This is a genomic window from Bradyrhizobium altum, from assembly GCF_020889705.1.
GTDB lineage: Bacteria > Pseudomonadota > Alphaproteobacteria > Rhizobiales > Xanthobacteraceae > Bradyrhizobium > Bradyrhizobium altum.
In genome coordinates this window covers 1-18,124 of the sequence record NZ_JACMYP010000185.1, presented here as the reverse complement: position 1 = coordinate 18,124, position 18,124 = coordinate 1, and the positions used below count along the sequence as shown (strand labels likewise).

General features: G+C 64.9%; 15 protein-coding genes. 3 read left to right on the top strand and 12 right to left on the bottom strand.

The features are described from left to right. The 5 genes from H8B02_RS33195 to H8B02_RS33175 all read right to left on the bottom strand — a co-directional run. Nucleotides 1–762: calcium-binding protein (locus H8B02_RS33195; RefSeq protein ID WP_283842279.1), on the bottom strand; the 762-nt coding region annotated here is incomplete at its 3' end. Between the two features lie 670 nt (nucleotides 763–1,432). Further along, on the bottom strand, nucleotides 1,433–2,587 hold the full coding sequence (locus tag H8B02_RS33190; protein WP_229170096.1) for a glycosyltransferase: 1,155 nt from the start codon (nucleotides 2,585–2,587) through the stop codon (nucleotides 1,433–1,435). Beyond that, complete coding sequence (locus H8B02_RS33185; RefSeq protein ID WP_229170095.1) at nucleotides 2,584–4,578, bottom strand: heparinase II/III family protein; 1,995 nt, start codon at nucleotides 4,576–4,578, stop codon at nucleotides 2,584–2,586. Before H8B02_RS33185 ends, H8B02_RS33190 begins: the two co-directional genes overlap by 4 nt. Then, the gene (locus H8B02_RS33180; protein WP_229170094.1) at nucleotides 4,575–6,761 is read right to left on the bottom strand and encodes a bi-domain-containing oxidoreductase; all 2,187 of its coding nucleotides are present in this window, start codon (nucleotides 6,759–6,761) and stop codon (nucleotides 4,575–4,577) included. The genes H8B02_RS33185 and H8B02_RS33180 overlap by 4 nt, the downstream gene beginning before the upstream one ends. Before the next feature lie 102 nt (nucleotides 6,762–6,863). After that, nucleotides 6,864–8,102 carry a glycosyl hydrolase gene (locus tag H8B02_RS33175; protein ID WP_229170093.1) on the bottom strand — a complete coding sequence of 413 codons (1,239 nt, stop codon included), beginning with the start codon at nucleotides 8,100–8,102 and terminating at the stop codon, nucleotides 6,864–6,866. A gap of 116 nt (nucleotides 8,103–8,218) precedes the next feature. On the opposite strand from H8B02_RS33175, the gene H8B02_RS33170 reads away from it, so the two are divergent. From H8B02_RS33170 to H8B02_RS33160, 3 genes are all read left to right on the top strand, one after another. Further along, nucleotides 8,219–9,529, top strand: a complete 1,311-nt coding sequence (locus H8B02_RS33170) for a glycosyltransferase family 4 protein (RefSeq protein ID WP_229170092.1) — start codon at nucleotides 8,219–8,221, stop codon at nucleotides 9,527–9,529. Nucleotides 9,530–9,602: 73 nt separating this feature from the next. Next, the gene (locus H8B02_RS33165; RefSeq protein WP_229170091.1) at nucleotides 9,603–10,913 is read left to right on the top strand and encodes a nucleotide sugar dehydrogenase; all 1,311 of its coding nucleotides are present in this window, start codon (nucleotides 9,603–9,605) and stop codon (nucleotides 10,911–10,913) included. 8 nt (nucleotides 10,914–10,921) lie between these two features. Further along, a complete protein-coding gene (locus H8B02_RS33160; protein ID WP_229170090.1) occupies nucleotides 10,922–11,641 on the top strand; it encodes a class I SAM-dependent methyltransferase in 720 nt (239 codons plus the stop codon). 21 nt (nucleotides 11,642–11,662) lie between these two features. Here the strand turns inward: H8B02_RS33160 and H8B02_RS33155 are convergent, their stop codons facing one another. The 7 genes from H8B02_RS33155 to H8B02_RS33125 all read right to left on the bottom strand — a co-directional run. Continuing rightward, a complete protein-coding gene (locus tag H8B02_RS33155) occupies nucleotides 11,663–12,334 on the bottom strand; it encodes a class I SAM-dependent methyltransferase (RefSeq protein ID WP_229170089.1) in 672 nt (223 codons plus the stop codon). 85 nt (nucleotides 12,335–12,419) lie between these two features. After that, on the bottom strand, nucleotides 12,420–13,046 hold the full coding sequence (locus tag H8B02_RS33150) for a class I SAM-dependent methyltransferase (RefSeq protein WP_229170088.1): 627 nt from the start codon (nucleotides 13,044–13,046) through the stop codon (nucleotides 12,420–12,422). Continuing rightward, complete coding sequence (locus tag H8B02_RS33145) at nucleotides 13,043–14,332, bottom strand: MATE family efflux transporter (RefSeq protein ID WP_229170087.1); 1,290 nt, start codon at nucleotides 14,330–14,332, stop codon at nucleotides 13,043–13,045. The genes H8B02_RS33150 and H8B02_RS33145 overlap by 4 nt, the downstream gene beginning before the upstream one ends. A gap of 26 nt (nucleotides 14,333–14,358) precedes the next feature. Then, nucleotides 14,359–15,651: an O-antigen ligase family protein gene (locus tag H8B02_RS33140; RefSeq protein WP_229170086.1), complete on the bottom strand. Its 1,293-nt coding sequence runs from the start codon at nucleotides 15,649–15,651 to the stop codon at nucleotides 14,359–14,361. Then, nucleotides 15,648–16,763, bottom strand: coding sequence for a glycosyltransferase family 4 protein (locus H8B02_RS33135; protein WP_229170085.1), 1,116 nt, complete (start codon nucleotides 16,761–16,763; stop codon nucleotides 15,648–15,650). The genes H8B02_RS33140 and H8B02_RS33135 overlap by 4 nt, the downstream gene beginning before the upstream one ends. Before the next feature lie 3 nt (nucleotides 16,764–16,766). Beyond that, nucleotides 16,767–17,525, bottom strand: coding sequence for a class I SAM-dependent methyltransferase (locus tag H8B02_RS33130; RefSeq protein WP_229170084.1), 759 nt, complete (start codon nucleotides 17,523–17,525; stop codon nucleotides 16,767–16,769). After that, nucleotides 17,522–18,124: hypothetical protein (locus H8B02_RS33125; RefSeq protein WP_229170083.1), on the bottom strand; the 603-nt coding region annotated here is incomplete at its 5' end. The genes H8B02_RS33130 and H8B02_RS33125, both read right to left, overlap by 4 nt.

The window sequence follows — 18,124 nt, the reverse complement described above, 5'->3', positions numbered from 1 at the left end:
CTTGCCGCCGTCGAGAACCTGGTTACCCGAACCGCCGGTCAGCGTGTCGTTACCGTCGCCGCCGAACAGGCGATCATTGCCGGCACCGCCGTACAGCGCATCGTTGCCCTTGCCGCCATCCAGCGTGCTGGAATTGCCAGCGGTGCTGCCGGATACCAGGACGTCGTTGCCGGTACCACCATTCAGCTCGGATGAGCTGCCGCCGTAGAGCGTGTCGTTGCCGGAGCCACCGTTCAAGGTGTCGGCACCGGTGCCGAACAACAGATCGTTGCCCCTGCCGCCATCGAGCGTGCTGTGACCGGACACGTTGTCGATCAGGACGTCGTTGCCGTTGCCGCCGTCGATCGAGTCGTGACCGGCACCACCGAACACGGTGTCGTTGCCGTTGCCGGCAAAAACCGTGGTGTCGCCGGTGTTGTTGAGGAAGATCTGATCGTTGCCGTTGCCGGTCGCGACCAGCACCGGAGTGCTGCCGTTCACCGTCAGCGTGACGTCCTTGTTGGTGTCTTCGATGATCGCCTTCAGGTTGGCGTCGGTGGTAACAGTGTTATTCGGGTTGGTTTCGATGAGAACATTGGCGTCCGGATCGGGGTTGGTGATACCAGCGCCCACCTGCACCGGGATCGCCGTGCCGTCGTCCGGGCTGGTGTATCCGATCCCAGCGTTGATCAGATAGTCAAGAATCTGTTGCTGGGTTGCATGATCGATTGTGCCGTGGATCGCGTGTTTCAGGTCAGTCTGGTCGAGATTGTAAGTCGCCATCGTTGTAGCCCCTGCTTGGGATACGAGGAGTCAAGCCGCTCGCCCAGACGTAAGCTGTTGAATCACAACTGGTTTGTTGCGACGCAGCTCAAATGTGGACACACGTTACGAACTTGTTAAGTCCATTGTTAAGTCCGCAATACCGGAGTGTCAATCAGCAAAGCGCCGTTAACGTCTGGTTCCATGAGACTTATGTGAGACTTAGCGTTGTTTCGGACGCGGACTAACATTCAGCGCAGGCAGATCACAAATGTTAGCCGCGATGCAAAAAAGGGTAGTGATTATACGGGGTTTCATCCGGTCCCAAGATGGCGCCAGGGCGCGGAATTTCGCAGCCTTTGCGCGCGCTTCGACGCGATTTTCCGATCTGAAAAAATATTTCTGCGCCGCGTGAGAGCTTTTTCAGAAAAGCGTCAAACTTCACAACCGGCCGGCAAGCGAGCGACGTTGTGCCGGGCTCCGGTTGCAGCTATGAGCGTCAAGCGGGCGAAAACGGGAGAATCGATCACAGAATCGAGCAATTCGGCCGCCCGGCTAAAGCCGAAGCGGACCCAGATCAAGCGCCCAATATAACAAATTAACATTAGATTCGTCGGAACCCGTTAGGGACAAGAGCGCGGCAACCGGCAAGACGGCGACCGATCACGGGCAAGGCATCCGTCTGTGGCAATCATCCAGCGGCGGCGCGCGCGTAGATCGCCTCGAGTAGCCGGAGATTTTCATCCGGCGCGTAGCGCTCGAGATAGGCGGTCCGTGCAGCCTGCCCCCATGCCGTCGCGAGATCGGGGGCGCCCAGAAGCTCGGCAATCCGCTGTCTGAGCACGGCCGCATCGCCCGGCGGCACCAATGCGCCGGTCTTGCCGACGCTCACCACCTCGGCAAGTCCGCCGATCTCGGATGCGATCACCGGCGTACCCTGTGCGAAAGCCTCGACCACGACCATCGGAAATCCCTCGTACCATAGCGACGGCACGACCAACGCCCGGGCACTCGCCATTTCCCGAAGCACGTCTGCGCGCGAGAGCGCGCCAAGGAACCTGACATCGGCGGGCGCCCGAGCCTCAAGCGCAGCGCGCTCCGGTCCTTCACCGACGATCCGCAAAGGCATGCCGGTCCCCGCAAGAGCGTCGAGCAACACGCCGACGCCCTTCTCGCGGCTCAGCCGTCCGACATAGAGCAGCCCGGTGCGCGGTATGGCTGGATCGGGGGCACCCGGATCGGCCATGAAGTTCGGCTTCACGTCGATCCGGCCGGCATCGAAGCCTGCCTGCGTGAACAACGTTCGGGCAAACTGCGTCAGCGCGATCAGGCGCAGACCGGGACGCGTCCAGGTGCCACGCCGCTGGTGCCGCGCGATCATGTAGGCCGAGGCCAGCGAGCCCGGCAGCGATCCGCGGTAGCAGCGGTGCACGACGCCCCAGAGATGGCCGCGGTCCAGGCATTTGTGGCAGATGCGGCCGTCGCGCAGCAGCATGCCGCCGGTGCAGATGCTGCGATAATTGTGCAGCGTCACCACCGCAGGCACGCGCTGTTGCCGGCAGACATCGAACACGGCGGGCGAGAGCAGCGGGAAATAATTGTGGACGTGGACGATGTCGGGGCGAAAGCTGCCGATCGCCTCCGCCATGGCCCGCTTTCCCTCCGCATTATCGGCGATCGACAGCGTCGTCGCGATCCGCGCGGCAAGCGAATTGATCGCTTCGTTGCTGACCGTGAGCGTCTCAACGCTATGTCCAGCGTCGCGCAACAGGTCGACTTCCGCTTCGAACACGACGTCTTCGCCGCCGCGTCCCTGATACCTGTTGTGCGCGACCAGGATCTTCATGATCGGCGCGCCGGCTCGGGAAACCAGCGCAGCTCCGTCACCAGGCTTTGGCCGGCGGCCAGCGTTCCGGAGCCGATCAGCGTCGTCGCCGGCACCTTGAGATCGAACGACGGCGAATACCAGCCGGCCGGCACGGTTTCGTCACCGCGATACACTGTCCAGCTGAGCGCCGCCGGCAGCTCGAGCTCGCCGCGTCCACCCGGCCATGCGAGGTGCGCGTTACGCCCTTCGAGCTTGCATTCGACGTCGGGACCGAGATGCCAGCTGAGGCTCGCCGGCACCGTAAGCCCTTCATCGGCAAGCACAATATCCGTGACGACGAGCCGCGCCGCCAGACGCTGCAGTTGCACCGAACGGCGATGCACGAGACGATCTGCTGTGTCCTGATATCCCGAATGCTCCGCGACCCAGCTTGCGTCCGCATCACGATCGTCCAGGCCGCTCGATGCGATCAGCCGGCTCTGCGCATGCCGCGTCCAGAGAAACGGCCCGCCCGACACCGACTGGTCGCGCCCGAACAGGCAGAGCGTGTTGTGCGCCAGCGTCGAACGGAAATAGGCACGCCATCGCGGATCGCCGTGATAGCAATAGGTGCCGGGGTCGGCGAGGATATCGACCCCGCCGATCCGGCATTCGAGCGACAGCGCATCCGCATGGGCATGCCCCGCAATGCGGCCGAAGCCATGCGGGCCGTGATCGCAGCGGCACCACACCGCGCGGTCGGGATCGACCAGAAAGGTCTGTCCCGCCTCATCAAGCAAATGCGGGCGGCGCGCGGGCCGCGCAGCGATCGCACGCGCCTTGATGCCGTCGGTCAGAAAAAACGTGCGCAGGTCGGGCTCCGGCAGCTTGGGCCACCACGGCAGATCGCCGAACAGGCGCGCGCCGGTGCCGAGCAAACCGAGCCAGCGACTGCAGGCCGGATCGTCGAGCAGCAGGCCAATGCCCTCGTCGCCATCACCCTGACGCGGAGGATGCGCGCGATCGTCGAGCATCGCGGCGATGACGTCGCTCATGCGGCACATCGTGGTCCAGACCATTTCGCCCAGCTGGTGCCCGGACGCTTCGCCCTGCACCGCCGCGGCCAGCAGCAGCTCCAGGACAAAGCCGTGATAATCGGTCGCGAGCTCGCGATTGCTGCCGCAGGCGAAGGTTTGCGCAACAGCTTCGTCTGCCAGCATCCTGGCGGCATTCTGGCGCCACAGCGCGCTGTCGCGAAAGAACGGAAACACGCAGGCCGCCACGAACTGCCCGGCAGCCTCCGCGATGATGTGGTTGTTGGCGGAGGAGCCTCGGCTCGGGAACTGCGACAACCAGTATTGATGCGCGTAAAGCTGCGTCAGGAACTGCTCGTTGTCCTCGAACAATGCAGGCGCGCCGGGCCAGTTCTGCAGCAGCTGGCGCGCCCAGGCCCACGAGATCAGCCGCACGCCGAGCTCGATTCCGCTGATCCAGTGCGGGCCGCGAGGAAACGGATTTTCGCCCCACCAGCTTGTGAGATGCGCGGCCACGCGCCTGGCGTAGCGTTCGTCCGAGGTCAGGTAATACGCCGACGCGAGCACCGTGAGATGGTGGTGACGCGACGGCTCCCAGATGTATTTGATGTTCCCGACCGCGGCTTCGTCGCGATAGGGAACCACAAACGCGTACATGTCAGCAGCCGCCCGCTTGCCGCTGCGAGCATCGACGAACCAGTCCGGCCGTTCGCCCAGGGCGCCATGATCTCTGGCGAAGACCCGCCAATGTCCGGCCAGAATCCCGTCGGCGCTCTGGATGAGTCGCTCCGCGGCCTGCTGCGGAGCGTGCGCCGGCAGAGGCAGCGGCTTCAGCCGCGGCTGTCGCGGGCCCGGGGCAAGCCTGGCGCTGGCGTGTCGTGCGATATCGGGGGGAGTGATGCGCCAGAGCAGGCGCAGCAGCTGGTCGTTCACCCGGCCTGCAAGCTCGGACGGCTCCATGCGCTGCAGCCTGCGCAGATACCAGGCCGGATTCATCTCACGCCGGTCAAGGCGCGTGCGACGCCCTGCTCTGCTGCGCCGATCGTCAGATCGACCGGCATTCCGGCGGCTGCGCTCTCCTGCACCGCGAGCGTTGCGCGGGTGGTCGCAAGCAGCGATTCGAGTTCGATCGGCATCGCGGCCCCCGATGCGACCGCGGCGATGAAGGCATCCAGCATCGGCCGCTGCCCCTTGTCGAGCCGCGCCTTCTTCGCCGTCCGCTGCCCGGCGTGCCAGACCTGAAAGCCCGCGAAATTGTCGAAGGCGGCAAAGCCGGTGCTTGCCGATATTTCGAGCGCCTCCTTCGGCACACGCGGATCGCCGCCGGTGAGATAGCTGAGGCTCGCAACCGAACCGTCGGCAAAGTCGAACGTGGCGATGAGATTGTCGACATCCTTGCCCGCGGTCCGCGCCGAGACGCGCACCGGCTCAGCGCCGAGCCACCAGGACAACACATCGATGAAATGGCCGCCCTCGCCGACGAAGCGGCTGCCTTCGCTCTCGGCCTGCAGATACCAGGATGATTTCTCCAGCGGGCCGGCGATGACGCGATATTGCAGCGCCTGCGATCCTGCTGGCGCGAACGCCGCGCGCATGCCCTGCAGCAGCGGCGAGAAGCGGCGGTTGAAGCCGACCATCAGCCTGTTGTTGCCGGTCTCGCGGATCACCTGCTCCAATTGATCGAGCGCGCCGGCATCGATCGCGAGCGGCTTTTCGACAAACACCGCCTTGCCAGCGCGCAGCGCCTGGGTCGCGAGGTCGGCGTGGGAGGCGTGGCGCGTCGCGATCAGCACGGCATCGATGTCGTCGGCCTCGAGCACCGAGGCCGCATCCGTCGAGGCACGCGCGAAGCCGAACTTGCGCACCGCGGTGGCGCCGCTCAGGCCCGTATTGGTGGCGACCTCGACGAGATCGACGCGCGCGTGATTTGCAAGCTGCGGCAACAACATGCTGGAGGCATAATTGCCCGCGCCGATGACGCCGAGCCGGACCCGGCCGCTGCGCAGCGCAACGGCCGGACGATAGACCATCTGCATCGCGCGGGGAGCGGCGTCCGGATAGGCGAACACCATGCCGAGACCAACCTCGCCCCGGCTCATGCGCTCGAATGCCGACGTCGCCTGCTCAAGCGGCACCACTTCGGAAATCAGCGACGAAAAATCGAGCCGCCCGTCGGCGAGCAGCGCGACGATGGCCTCCATGTTGCGCCTCTCGGTCCAGCGCACATGGCCGATCGGATAGTCGATGCCGCCCTCCTCGTAGAGCGGATCGTAGCGGCCCGGGCCGTAGGAGCGCGAGAATCGAACGTCGAGCTCCTTGTCGTAGAATTCGTTCCACGGCAGGTTCAGCGTGCATTTGCCGATGTCGACGATGCGGCCGCGGTCGCGCAGCAACGCGGCCGAACGCGACGCGAGATCGGGATCGTCGCTGCCCGCCGTGATGAACACGCAATCGACACCGTTGCCTGCGGTCAGCTGATCGATCCGGGCGCGAAACCCGGCCGCAGCATCGTCAGATGCGACCGCGCAGAGCGCGGCGCCCGCCGCCTCCGCCTGACGACAGCGCGGCTCCAGCCTGTCGAGCCCGACGACCACGACACCGGCGCTGCGCAGCAGGCGCACCATGATCTGCCCGATCAGGCCGAGGCCGATCACGCAGGCGGTCTCACCGAAACCGATTTCCGACTGGCGCATCGCCTGCAGCGCGATGGAGGCGATGGTCGTGAACGCGGCCTGGTCGAGCGCTGCACCGTCCGGCAGCGGCACGCAGAGGTTCACCGGCACCCAATTATATTCAGCATGGGTTGCATATTGATTGCCGCCGCAGCAGACCCGCTGTCCGAGCGAGAAGCCGCCGACACCCTCGCCCACCTCCACGACGGTGCCCGACAGCGAATAACCGAGCGGCGTGTAGGAATCGAGCCGGTTCATTACCTTCTGATAGGTCGCAAGCAATCCCTGCTGGCGAGCCGAGCGCACCACCTTGGCAACCTGGTCGGGGCGCGCACGCGCCTTGCCGAGCAGCGACAGGCGACCTTCGGTGAATTTCATCATCTCGGTGCCGGTCGAAACCGCCGAGAACGCCGTGCGCACTAAAACCCCGCCGGGGCGGCAGCGCGGCGCCGGCACGTCGATCAGCTTGAGCTCGCCGCTCTTATAGTTTTGCGCGATCTGCTTCACGGTCGGTTCAATCGCCTCAAGTTAACAGTGCCCGTTGTATCGCGCCCGCCAGCCGCAACGAAGTGTGATCGTTATCTCATCGCCGAGGGTTTAACATCGTTATCATTCCAGCAACAGGACCGGTTTGGGCGAGATCTCGACCTCACCGTTGGCGACAGCTCCTTCGCCGCCGTCCAGGCCCTGGTAACGGCTAAAACGCGGGTCGACCCGATGTACGGACCGCCCCTTGGTGGTCCAGAGGATCAAGCCGTTGCGGCCATCCGGCATGCGGAGTTCGACGCGCCAGGTCGACGGCGACGTCCTGTCTGCCGCCACGACGCTGGCGCCGACCAACCATGACTGGACTGTGCGATAGGCAATTCCGCTCGGAAGCAGCCCGCGCGCCCGGTCCCACAATTTGCCGAAGTCGCTGCCCCCGCCGGCGAACTCGTACCAATAGAACCGGTCGACACCGCTTATCCATTTCAGGATATAGGCGCGCGCGAGACAGCCATCCGGGTTGTCCTCGTGGGACGACCAGCCGGCCTCGGTGTCCCAGATCGGCCTTGTGGAGAGATCGTGCGCGGCGAGGATCTGCTTGAAGCGGGCGATGATTCCGATCACCGCTTCGGGTTCGCTCGTATAGCCGTGGAAGGCGAAGACATCGGCATATTGTCCGCCGCCTTGCACCATGAAGGCCTGTTGCCAACGATAGCCGTCCGGCGTGCCGTTGGACGACGGCGTCAGCACAGTTAGGGCGGGATCGCTGGCCTTGATGATCTCGTAGGCCCGTTTCTGCATCTGGACCATGGTCGCGATATCGCCCGAGTAATATTTGGGATCCTCGGGCTCGTTCCAGATTTCCCAGTATTTGATGCGGCCGGCGGCGCGCGTAACGGCCGCACGCACCCATTCGTCCCATGATGTGAGATCGGCAGGCGGCGAGCTTGCGCCCGGCGTGAATGCCGGCGGCGCATCCTTCACCGACGCGGCCCAACGCGGCGTGAAGGCGAGATTGAGGACGATCTCGACGTGCTCGCGCTCCGCCGCCGCAAGGATCGCGTCGAAGCGCGCCCAATTGTAGATGCCGGGCGCCGGGTTGATTTGCGCCCAGTAGATCGCGCCCCACAGGCGAACGCCGTCAAATTTGAGCGCCGGCCATGGCTGTGACTGCCCGATCGCATTGATCGTCATGCCGAAAAGCGTCGGCGGGATCACCACGTTCACATGGCTCACATTGAGCACATCATTTGCCGCCGCACCGGCCCACTGCAGCGGCCATTTGTGAGCCAGCGGCGCCAGCGCACTCAAAACCAGCGCGATCAACGCCCTTTGTGCCCAATCCCTCACTTTACCTGCCATGTCCGTGTCTCGTCGCCGTCACATCCGCGGCGGGATTGCAAAATGGAAGCCGCGCATGTTAATGCCGATGTTAGTCGATTGTGATGTTGTTAGGTCAATGGTATAGATCATCGCAGATGTCGAGAGCTGAACCATCACCGCGGCGGATCCTGATCATCGTCGAGAACCTTCCGGTTCCTTTCGATCGCAGGGTGTGGTGCGAGGCAACGTCGCTGCGCAAGGCAGGCTATGAAGTTTCGGTGATCTGCCCGAAGGGCCGCGGCCATCACGCATCCTACGAATGCCTCGACGGCATTCACATTTACCGTCATCCGATGCCGGTGGAAGCGCGCGGGATCGCCGCCTATCTCATCGAATATCCGGTCGCGCTGTTCTGGGAGACGTGGCTTGCGATCAAGGTGGCGTGGAAGCACGGCTTCGACGTGATTCATGGCTGCAATCCGCCCGACCTGATCTTCCTGATCGGCCTGCTGTTCAAGCTCGGCGGCAAGCGCTTCGTGTTCGACCATCACGACGTCAATCCCGAGCTCTACGAAGCAAAATTCGGCCGCAGGGATTTTTTCTGGCATCTGCTGCGGCTGGTCGAATATCTCACCTTCAAGACCGCAAGCATCTCGATCGCGACTAACGAATCCTATCGCGAGATCGCGATCGCCCGCGGCCGGATGCCGGCCAACCGGATTGTCGTGGTGCGCTCCGGCCCCAATCTCGACCGGGTACGCTCCCGCCCCGCCGATCCGGCCTGGCGCCGTGGCCGGCGCTACAGCGTCGGCTATGTCGGCGTGATCGGCCAGTCGGAAGGCATCGATCTCCTGCTGCAGTCGATCGGCCACATCGTGCACGATCTCGGCCGCACCGACATCCAGTTCAACATCGCCGGCACCGGGCCGGAGTGGAATGCGGTGGTCAAACTCTGCGAAGAGATGCAGCTCTCCGACTACGTGAATTTCACCGGCGCTATCGCCGACGAGGCGCTGTTCACGATGCTCTCGACCGCAGACGTCTGCGTCAATCCGGATCGCGTCACACCGATGAACGACATCTCGACCATGAACAAGATCATGGAGTACATGGCGCTCGGACGGCCGATCGTTCAGTTCGAGGTCCGCGAAGGCCGCCGCTCAGCGCTCGACGCCTCGCTCTATGCGGCGCAGAACGACCCGCAGGATTTTGCCAGCAAGATCGTCACGCTGATCGATGATCCGTCGCTGCGGCAGACGATGGGGGCATTTGGCCGCAGCCGCGTCGAGCGCGAATTGTCCTGGACGCACGAGGAGCCGAAGCTGCTCGCCGCCTATGAGGCGTTGTTCGCCAGAAAGCTTCCCTGGCAGAGCCGCGCCCCACGCGCGACCGCCACCGTGGAGCGGCCGACCGCGCAGGCGTCTGGTGTCAACGCCAATGCAGCCGCCGGGCGGGCATCGCGTTGAACGCCCCGCCGCCTCACTCACGCGAAACACGACGCGGCCACGCGCAGGTCGCTGGATTGTCGAAGGTCGAAGCATGAACGTCAGCATTTTCGGCCTCGGCTATGTCGGAACGGTCTGCGCGGCCTGCTTCACCGAGCTTGGCCACCAGATCATCGGCGTCGACAAGAGCATCGCGAAGGTCGACCTGATCCGCGAGGGTCGATCGCCGGTCATTGAGCCCGGCATCTCGGACAAGGTGGCGCACGCGGTTGCGACGGGTCAGTTGACCGCAACCACCGACGCCACCGAGGCGATCGTCAACAGCGACATATCGATGGTCTGCGTCGGCACGCCGTCGTCCGGCAACGGCAATCTCGACCTGACCGCGATCCGGCAGGTCGCCATCGAGATCGGCCGCGGGCTGCGGGCGAAGAACGCGCCGCATACCGTGACGATCCGCTCCACCGTGCTGCCCGGCACCACCCGCGACACCGTCGGGCCGCTGATCGAGGAAGCTTCCGGCAACAAGATCGGACGCGATTTCGACCTCGCCTTCAATCCGGAGTTCCTGCGCGAAGGCAGCGCGATTGCTGACTTCAACGCGCCGTCCAAGACCGTGGTCGGCGCCTTCAACCAGGAAACCGCCGACCGCGTCATGGCGCTCTACAAGGATCTGCCGGGCGCCAAGATCACCCCGCCGGTCGAGACCGCCGAACTGGTCAAATATGTCGACAACAGCTGGCATGCGCTGAAGGTCAGCTTTGCCAACGAGATCGGCACCATCGCAAAGACGCTCGGCATCGACGGCCGCGACGTCATGAACATCTTCCTGCAGGACACGCGGCTGAACATCTCGCCGGCTTATTTGCGGCCGGGCTTTGCCTTCGGCGGCTCGTGCCTGCCCAAGGACGTCAAGGCGCTGAAGCACCTCGCGCACAGCCGTGGACTGTCGACGCCGGTGCTCGAAAGCATCCTGCCGAGCAACGACATGATCATGTCGCGCGGCGCCGACTGGATCCTGTCGCATGACGGCCGCCGCGTCGCGTTCCTCGGCATCAGCTTCAAAGCCGGCACCGACGATGTCCGCGACAGCCCCTTCGTCGAGCTGGTCAAAAGCTTGCGCGGCGAGCAGCGCGACATCCGGATCTACGACCCCAACGTGCAGCTGTCGCAACTGATCGGCGCCAACCGGGAATTCTTGATGCGCAACCCTGAGCTGGTCGGCTTGCTGCATGACGATGTGACGGCGACGATCGAATGGGCCGACATCATCGTGCTGACGACCGCCGATCCGCGCTTCGTTGCGGCGCTGAAGGCAACCCGGCCCGACCAGGTCGTGCTGGAACTGTCGGACATTGGACTGCCCCGAGAGGTGCGCGCCAAAGTGAGCGGCTTCCACTGGTAGGGAACACCATGGCTACCATGGCCCAGACCCGCGACCGACCTGAAATCCGCTTTCACGACGAGATCTCGTCGGAGTGGGAAAGGTTGCATCAGAGCCGCACCTTCAAGGCGCGCACCGCCGCGATGTTCGATCTGCTCGGGAAAGCGGACCTCAATGGCCAGCGCTGGCTGGATGCAGGTTGCGGCACCGGAACGCTCTCCCGCCTGCTCGCCGCACGCGGCTGCGATGTCACCGGCGTCGACGCCTCGTCGGAGATGATTGCGGCGGCACGCGGTCGCCCCGCCGACGGCCCGCCGGCCGACCGGCTCACGTTCCGGCAGATTCCGACCATCGCAAACCTGCCGTTTGCGGATCGATCCTTCGACGGCGTGCTCTGCGCGAGCGTGCTGGAATATGTCCCCGACGTGGCGCAGTGCCTCGCGCAGATCCATCGCGTGCTCAGGCCCGGCGGACTGCTCCTGGTCTCGATCCCCAATCGCGGATCGCTGCTGCGCCAGGGCTACAAGCTCGCGCACGCGGCTTCGTCGCGGATGTCGGCGCGGCCGCTGTTCCGCTACCTCACCTTTTCCAGGTTCGACACCACGCCGGCCGTCATGCAGGGCCTGCTGCGGCAGCATGGCCTCACCATGCTCGGCGTCAGCTTTGGCGGCTCGCCGCTCCCGCCGGCGCTCGATCGCCGGCCCGCGGTCGGCACGCTGATCAATATCCTCGCCCGCCGCGACAATTGATGCGGCGGGCAGATACCCGCCTCAGGCCTTGATCGCCATCAGCGACTTGGTCATGCCGAGATATCGTTCGCGATAGATCTTTGCGTCCGGGAATGTCTCCGTCATCTCGCGCCAGTCGAACAGGTGCCAGTCGGGCGCGGTCCGCTTGAACCAGAAACGGTTGAACCTTTCGATCAGTGCGATTTGCTGTCGCCTCGGCAACAGGACGATGATTCCGGGCAGCCAGGTGTGGCTCTCGATCGGAAAGTACCGGTGCGGCGTCTGCACGTAAAACGACTTCGCGACCCGCGCGATCTCGCCGGCAAAGCGGTTCTGGTGCTCGCGCGCGATAGTCCGGAATGCCGTGTCATCCTCGATCGTCACGACGTCCTGCTTCGGCCCGGTGACATGTTCGATCACCGACGAGCAGAAGCAGAAATCGAACGCCTGATCCTCGAACGGCAGCCGCTCGGTCTCTTGCAGCAGAACGGTCTTGAACCCGAGGCGTTCGCGCGCGGCCTTCAAATCGTCGGCAGAGATGTCGCAGACCGTGATGTCGGTATGGCGTGGCAGGATCGCGCGAATATGCCGGCCGGTGCCGCCGCCGAGATCGAGGATCTTTGCGTCGAGCGGCAGCTTCACGGTGCGGACGAGAAACTCGCCGCGCCGCTTGCGTGCCGCACCGGAAAATCGACCTTGAATTGCGCCCAGCAATGTCAGTCTCCTGCTACCGGTCGCGTCGGTCTAGCACGGCACGCGCAATTCTTCACGCAACGGCATATCGGCTCTCTGCTTCCGCTCACTTGATCGCCTCGAAGAAGATCGACTCGTCCGGCCGGTTGTCGAGCCGGTCGATGTCGGGGCAGATGCCCTCGCGATAAGCCCGGGTGTGGGTCTCGGAACAGCCCGCGTCGCGGAACAGCGCCGCGAGGGAGGCGCGCGTAAAGCCCCAGTGATGCGCGAAGGCAGCTTCCTTGCGGCGCTCGATCTCGAACACACCCTTGAGGAAGGCCTGCGGCGCGACCGGGTCGTAGAGCGCGACGATCCGTTCCATATCGGGGACGACGATGCGGCATACCCCGCCCGGCGCCAGCACCCGCGCGATCTCGCGCACCAGCCGCTCGACCTCGTCGGGAAACAGATGCTCGAACACATGCGCGCTGAACACCACCGCAAGGCTGGCATCCGCGAACGGCAACGGCTTGGTCAGATCCATGTAGCGGAGCCCGGCAAACTTCCCCTGGCGGTGCTCGGCATAGCGGGCTTCGCTCAACAGGCCGGCGAGATGCAGCGCTTTCGCCGCGAACGGCACCCGCGCGATCCACAGATGCATCGTGATGTCGGTGTTGATCCAGCCCTCGATGCCGCAATTGAAGGCGCCGATATGCAGCCGCTGCAGCGCGCGGCCGGGTGCGTCGTCGGTCATGTCTTCTCCCGCGCCGAATTGGTCAGCACAACCACGATCACCGACGCCGCGCTGGAAGCCACCATCGCCGCAACCGCCCCCATCACCTGCCAGGCCTCCGCCGCAAGCGGCAGAACGCAGCACAGCGCGACCAGTCCGGCGATCCGGCTCAGCATGAACCGCTGCGGCCTGCCGGTCGCAAACAGCGGCAGCGCGAGGCCGAGCCACACCGCGTCGAGCGCCATCGCGGTCCCCATCAAGGCGATGCCGCCGGTGCCGATCTCGTAACTCTGGCCGTGGATGACGAGGGCGAGCATGCGCTGGCCGAGCAGCACGGCCATCGCGCCATAGGCGAGCGCGATCGAGCCGAGCAGTACGGCATTTTCGCGCGCAGCAGCGGCGACCGCACTGCGCCGGCCGGCGCGCAGCTCGGCTGCGATTTCCGGCAGGCGGACCGAGAACATCGTCGCGCAGAACTGGCTGAGCGGTGCGAACACCAGGAGCAGGATCCGCAGCGACGCGCTCGCGTCCAGCCCGATCAGGAAGCCGCAAACCGGAATCAGCCCGATGCTGCCGATCCAGTAGGTGAGCGAGGTCGCGACGAACCAGCGGCCGTTCCGAAACAGCCGCCGCAGTGAGCCGCGGAAGATCCTGGTCTGCGGCCAGGCCAGGTCGCTCGTGTGAGCGAGCAGCAGGCTGCTGGCGAGCGCCGCGGAGATCGCGATGCAGGCCATCGCAGCGGCGGCGCCGGTCAGTTTGAGCGCGATCATCAGCCCGGCCGAGACGACGAGCGCCGCGCAATAGGTCAGCGACGACGCCACTGCGCGCGGCAGCCGCCCATCGAGATAGCAGATGCGGCGGAACATGCTTTGCAGCCGAACCGCAGGGATCGCGAGCCCGGTTGCGACCACGAGCCCGCCCGCGACGCCGCCGATCGCACCGATCACGAGGCCGGCAACCACCAGCAGCAGGCCAAACACCGCCGAGACCAGCAGCGATGACAGATAGAGGCCGAGCCGCAGTTGCGGCCACAACGATTTCGGGATGCGATGCGCAGTCGCCGGCAGCCCGTCGTCGAACAACCCGCGCAGAAACACCGCCTCGATCAGGATCGAGAACGACCAGGCGATGCTGAATTGGCCGAATGAATTGATATCGAGCACATTGGCCAGCACGATCGTCAGCACGAAGGCCGAGCCGCTGAGCAGCGCCTGATCGATCAGGCCGAGCGCGACATTGCCCCCGGCGCGCCGCAGCCGGCCGAGCGCTCCGCGCGCAGCACCGGCGACCCGGGTCTGGGCCGCCATTCGATCCAGCCTTTCGGTCAACGCACTCACGCCTCACTCACACGCAGTCTGGCAAACGCTCGCCGCGGCGCCATTTGCAGCCTGGCTTCCGGCCCGAAATAGCACCAGAACACCAGCACGCAGCCGAAATAATTATGCAGCAGCTGACTCGAATCGTTGGCTGACGCGATCACGACGAACAGCAGCATCGCGAACGGCGCCAGCCAGTACATCCCGCGCCGCTCGAACGTGAAGACGATGGTGTTCCACAGCGCCCGCGCCAGCAACAGCATATAGAACGCGCCGCCGAGCAGGCCGAACTGGAGGAAGGCATCGAGATAGGAATTTTCAAACGAGCCGAACTCGGTGTTCCATGGCGCCATGCTCGTCAGCTCGTTCACGGGCGAGTTCGGCAACTCGTTGAAAAACCCGGAGAAGCCGTAGCCCAGCCAGGGGTGTTGCCAGAAGAAGTGCGGCCAGACCGCCCAGAGGAACGAGCGGCCGGTCAGGTTTCCGCTACGGCCGACCAGCCCGTACAACTCGTCGCTCGGCACGGCGAACATGACAAGCGCAACAACGGCGAGGCCGAGCCAGTAGATCGACGCAGCTCCCCTGTGCCCAAGCACCAGCAGCAGCACCCCGAAAGTCACGGCGAGTGCCGTCAACATGCTGATCAGCGGTCCTGCGGCGCCGGCCGCGGCGAGCGCAAAAAGATGACACCCCATCAGCAACAGCGACCAGCCGAACTGCCGCCGCGGCCCCGCCAGCATGCGGACGAAACAGATCAGCACCATGAGACCGAAGAAGGCACCCGCGAGATTCTTGTGGCCGAACACGCCGGCATAGGCCTGGGTCCCGAGCACGGTCGGCCGATGCAGCGGGTCGTAGTCCCATTGCGAGCCGATCACCGGAAACAGCAGGACGTGAACGATCAGCACCACGATTCCGATCCGGAACAGGGTGTCGACGAGCCGATCCACGGGGCAACTGATCACGACCCAGGCCGAGAACAGCGTGGTCAGGAGGTACATCGCGAACTTGATCGACGCGCCCGCGGGGTCGGCGCTCAGCGCCAGCGACACCAGCGCGAAGGCGATGAACGTCAGATAGAGATGCGATTGCAGCATCAGCAGGCCGAAGCGTTTCCGATCGACCGCAATGTGCAGCATCAGCAGGATGTAAAGCAGCAGCCACGCGCCGCGGAACAGCGTGGACTCCCCGGCCCGTTCCGCGAACGAGATGCCCTCGATGAAATTGAACAGGAAATAGATGCAGCCGAGCACCATCACCAGATAGGCGTGCAGAAAGACCTCGGTTCGAAACCACCATCTGCCGATCATTGAACGGCTTCCTGCCGGGCCGGCGCCCTCGAGAGATGATCGACCGCGGCCGTGAAGCGCGCCGCGGCGTCGGCAAGCGCATCTCGTCGCACACTCTGCCGGGCGTGCTGCGACATCTCCTCCCAGCGCGCGGGATGTTCGAGCAAGCCGCGCACCGCGTCGACCCAGGCCTGCTCATCGAGCGCGCAAACATGGCCATTATCGTGGTCGCGCACCAAGTCGCCGCCCGCCCCGACATGGGGCGACACCAGGCAGGGAACCCCGCACTGCAAGGCCTCGTTGCACACCAGACCCCACGGTTCCAGCAACGAGGGCAGCAGCAACAGCCGCGATTGCAGATAGACCTTCGATATCGCCTGCCACGGCACATAGCTGTCGTGGCTGACATCGATGCCGGCGCCACCGAGCCGCGCCAGCATGCGCTGCTCGGCAGCGCCGGACCCGACCACGCGAACCCTTAAGCCGGGCAAGACCCGCCCCAGCGCGATGGCGACGTTCTCGAAGAAGATCGCGTTCTTGGCGTCGTCGTTTATGCGGGCGCACCACAGCAGGTGAAATGGACGGTCGTGGAAACCCGGGACGGTCTCCGGCGGATCCCATGCGGGCACCAGCGGCACCACGAACAGATCGTCGTCGCCAACACCTTCGCCACGAAAATACGCCCTGCCCTTGTCGCTGCAGCACACGACCGCGCCGCATTGGCGCAGCAGCCATGGCCGCGCCAGGCGATGATAGGCCGTGTTGGGCATCGTCTCGCGCCAGCCGTCGATCGTGAGCGCAAGCGCCTTGCCGTTGGCGCGCGCCCATGCCGCGCCGGCCAGCATCGAGGGATAAAGGCCGTTGACGAACAGCAAGTCGGGCGCGAGCGCGTTCAAGGCGCGCCCGATCCCGATATTGAAATGAGTGTGACGCGACCGCGACAGTGGGATCGAGACACCGGGCACCGTGCGCGTCGTGTAGCGCGGCGTGAACGATCCCGCCCAGGAACGATCGGCCTCCTGCGCGGTACAGGACAGCACGGCAATATCCAGCCCACGGTCAACCAGCTCGTTGTAGAGCCGGTTGGTGTAGGGTGTGATCATGTTGTTGAAGACGACCACGCGCGGCGCCATGGCTTATCGGTCCCGCGGGGGCGGCGGCGCCTCGGCGCGCAGGCAGAGCGCCCCGCAATGATAAGTCGCAAGCCGGGTCGCAAGCTCGGGGCTGACCGACAACAGCGACTTCCGCACAAGGCTCTTGGCAAGCCCCTTCAGGCGCGACGAGTGAAAGGCGTGCACCGGCAGGCTGTGATCATAGGTACCGAAGCCGGCAACATCGAGCCCCGCTGTCTCCAGCACTAGGCGGAACGTGTCCGGCGTGTAGAAATTGATGTGGCCGATGTCGAGCGTCGATTGCAGCGCCCGGCGATTGGTTCGCGCATGCAGCTCGCACGGCACTTCGAGATAGATGAAATTGCGCGCCACCCGCACCAGTTCGTGCAGGAACGCGCGCGGCTCGGGCACGTGCTCGAGCACGTGGCTGGCATAGACGAGGTCGAACGATCCGTCGGCGAACGGGATCGTTGCACCGTCATAGCTCGACCAGCGGAACGGGGCTGAAGCGGCGCCGTCGGTCTCCAGGTTGGTTGCGGGATCGATGACGTCGATGCCGGTGAAGTCGCGGCCAATGCCGATCGCGGACAGCCGCGCCAGCACGGCACCGGTGCCGCAGCCGACCTCGAGCACGTTGCTGACGCCGGCGGCGGAAGCACCGAGCAAGCCGGCAATATGATCGGCCTTGTCGACCGCGCAGACGCGGCGCCAGTCGCGCTCCTGCGCCGAATAGACGCCCTCATAATGCGCGTTGTGCTGTCCGATGCTGAATTCCATCGTCATGGTCTAGCCCTCGCTGCGGGCGGCATTCGGGCAAGCTCGTCGAGGCGGTCGATCGATTTGCGCTCCGGATTGCGTCGCTCCGCCGGCGAGCGGTGATCGAGATCGTATCCGATGTCGGCCATGGCGCCGGTCAGGACGTCGACGTTCCGTTGCGGGACAGCTGCCAGGCCGGCCAGCAGCCTGTCCCGGTGCACCCAGCCAGGCCCCTTCAGGAGATCGATCGCCTCGGTGTACAATTCGGTCTTCACAAGGCGCGCGAACTCGGCCACAACCGCGTCCGAAAGGTCGGGCGGCAGGCCATCGAGCATGGCGAGCGCCATGGCGCTGCGCTTGACGACGATCCAGCCCTCATTGGGTCCGAGCCGGTACGACATCCGCAGCAGGTCGAAATTGGCGTCGTTCAAACCCTGCCTGATGTTGCGAAGCCAGAACAGCACGCCCCAAAGATAAGGATCGGCCGGCGCGCAGCCGAGCGACTTGCGGACGGCCGCGTCGAGCTCGCCCATCCGGGCGTCGACCTGATCGCCGGACGCGAAGGCATTCTCGGCGAGCCGCAGCCGGATCGCCGCCGCACTGCGATCGATCGCCGGCATGCAATC

What these genes read in the sequence shown, in the direction of transcription:
- H8B02_RS33160 (WP_229170090.1), top strand. Translation starts at nt 10,922, where the DNA reads ATGGCTACCATGGCCCAGACCCGCGACCGACCTGAAATCCGCTTTCAC.
- H8B02_RS33140 (WP_229170086.1), bottom strand. Translation starts at nt 15,651, where the DNA reads ATGATCGGCAGATGGTGGTTTCGAACCGAGGTCTTTCTGCACGCCTAT.
- H8B02_RS33185 (WP_229170095.1), bottom strand. Translation starts at nt 4,578, where the DNA reads ATGAATCCGGCCTGGTATCTGCGCAGGCTGCAGCGCATGGAGCCGTCC.
- H8B02_RS33130 (WP_229170084.1), bottom strand. Translation starts at nt 17,525, where the DNA reads ATGACGATGGAATTCAGCATCGGACAGCACAACGCGCATTATGAGGGC.
- H8B02_RS33150 (WP_229170088.1), bottom strand. Translation starts at nt 13,046, where the DNA reads ATGACCGACGACGCACCCGGCCGCGCGCTGCAGCGGCTGCATATCGGC.
- H8B02_RS33165 (WP_229170091.1), top strand. Translation starts at nt 9,603, where the DNA reads ATGAACGTCAGCATTTTCGGCCTCGGCTATGTCGGAACGGTCTGCGCG.
- H8B02_RS33170 (WP_229170092.1), top strand. Translation starts at nt 8,219, where the DNA reads ATGTCGAGAGCTGAACCATCACCGCGGCGGATCCTGATCATCGTCGAG.
- H8B02_RS33190 (WP_229170096.1), bottom strand. Translation starts at nt 2,587, where the DNA reads ATGAAGATCCTGGTCGCGCACAACAGGTATCAGGGACGCGGCGGCGAA.
- H8B02_RS33175 (WP_229170093.1), bottom strand. Translation starts at nt 8,102, where the DNA reads ATGGCAGGTAAAGTGAGGGATTGGGCACAAAGGGCGTTGATCGCGCTG.
- H8B02_RS33135 (WP_229170085.1), bottom strand. Translation starts at nt 16,763, where the DNA reads ATGGCGCCGCGCGTGGTCGTCTTCAACAACATGATCACACCCTACACC.
- H8B02_RS33145 (WP_229170087.1), bottom strand. Translation starts at nt 14,332, where the DNA reads ATGGCGGCCCAGACCCGGGTCGCCGGTGCTGCGCGCGGAGCGCTCGGC.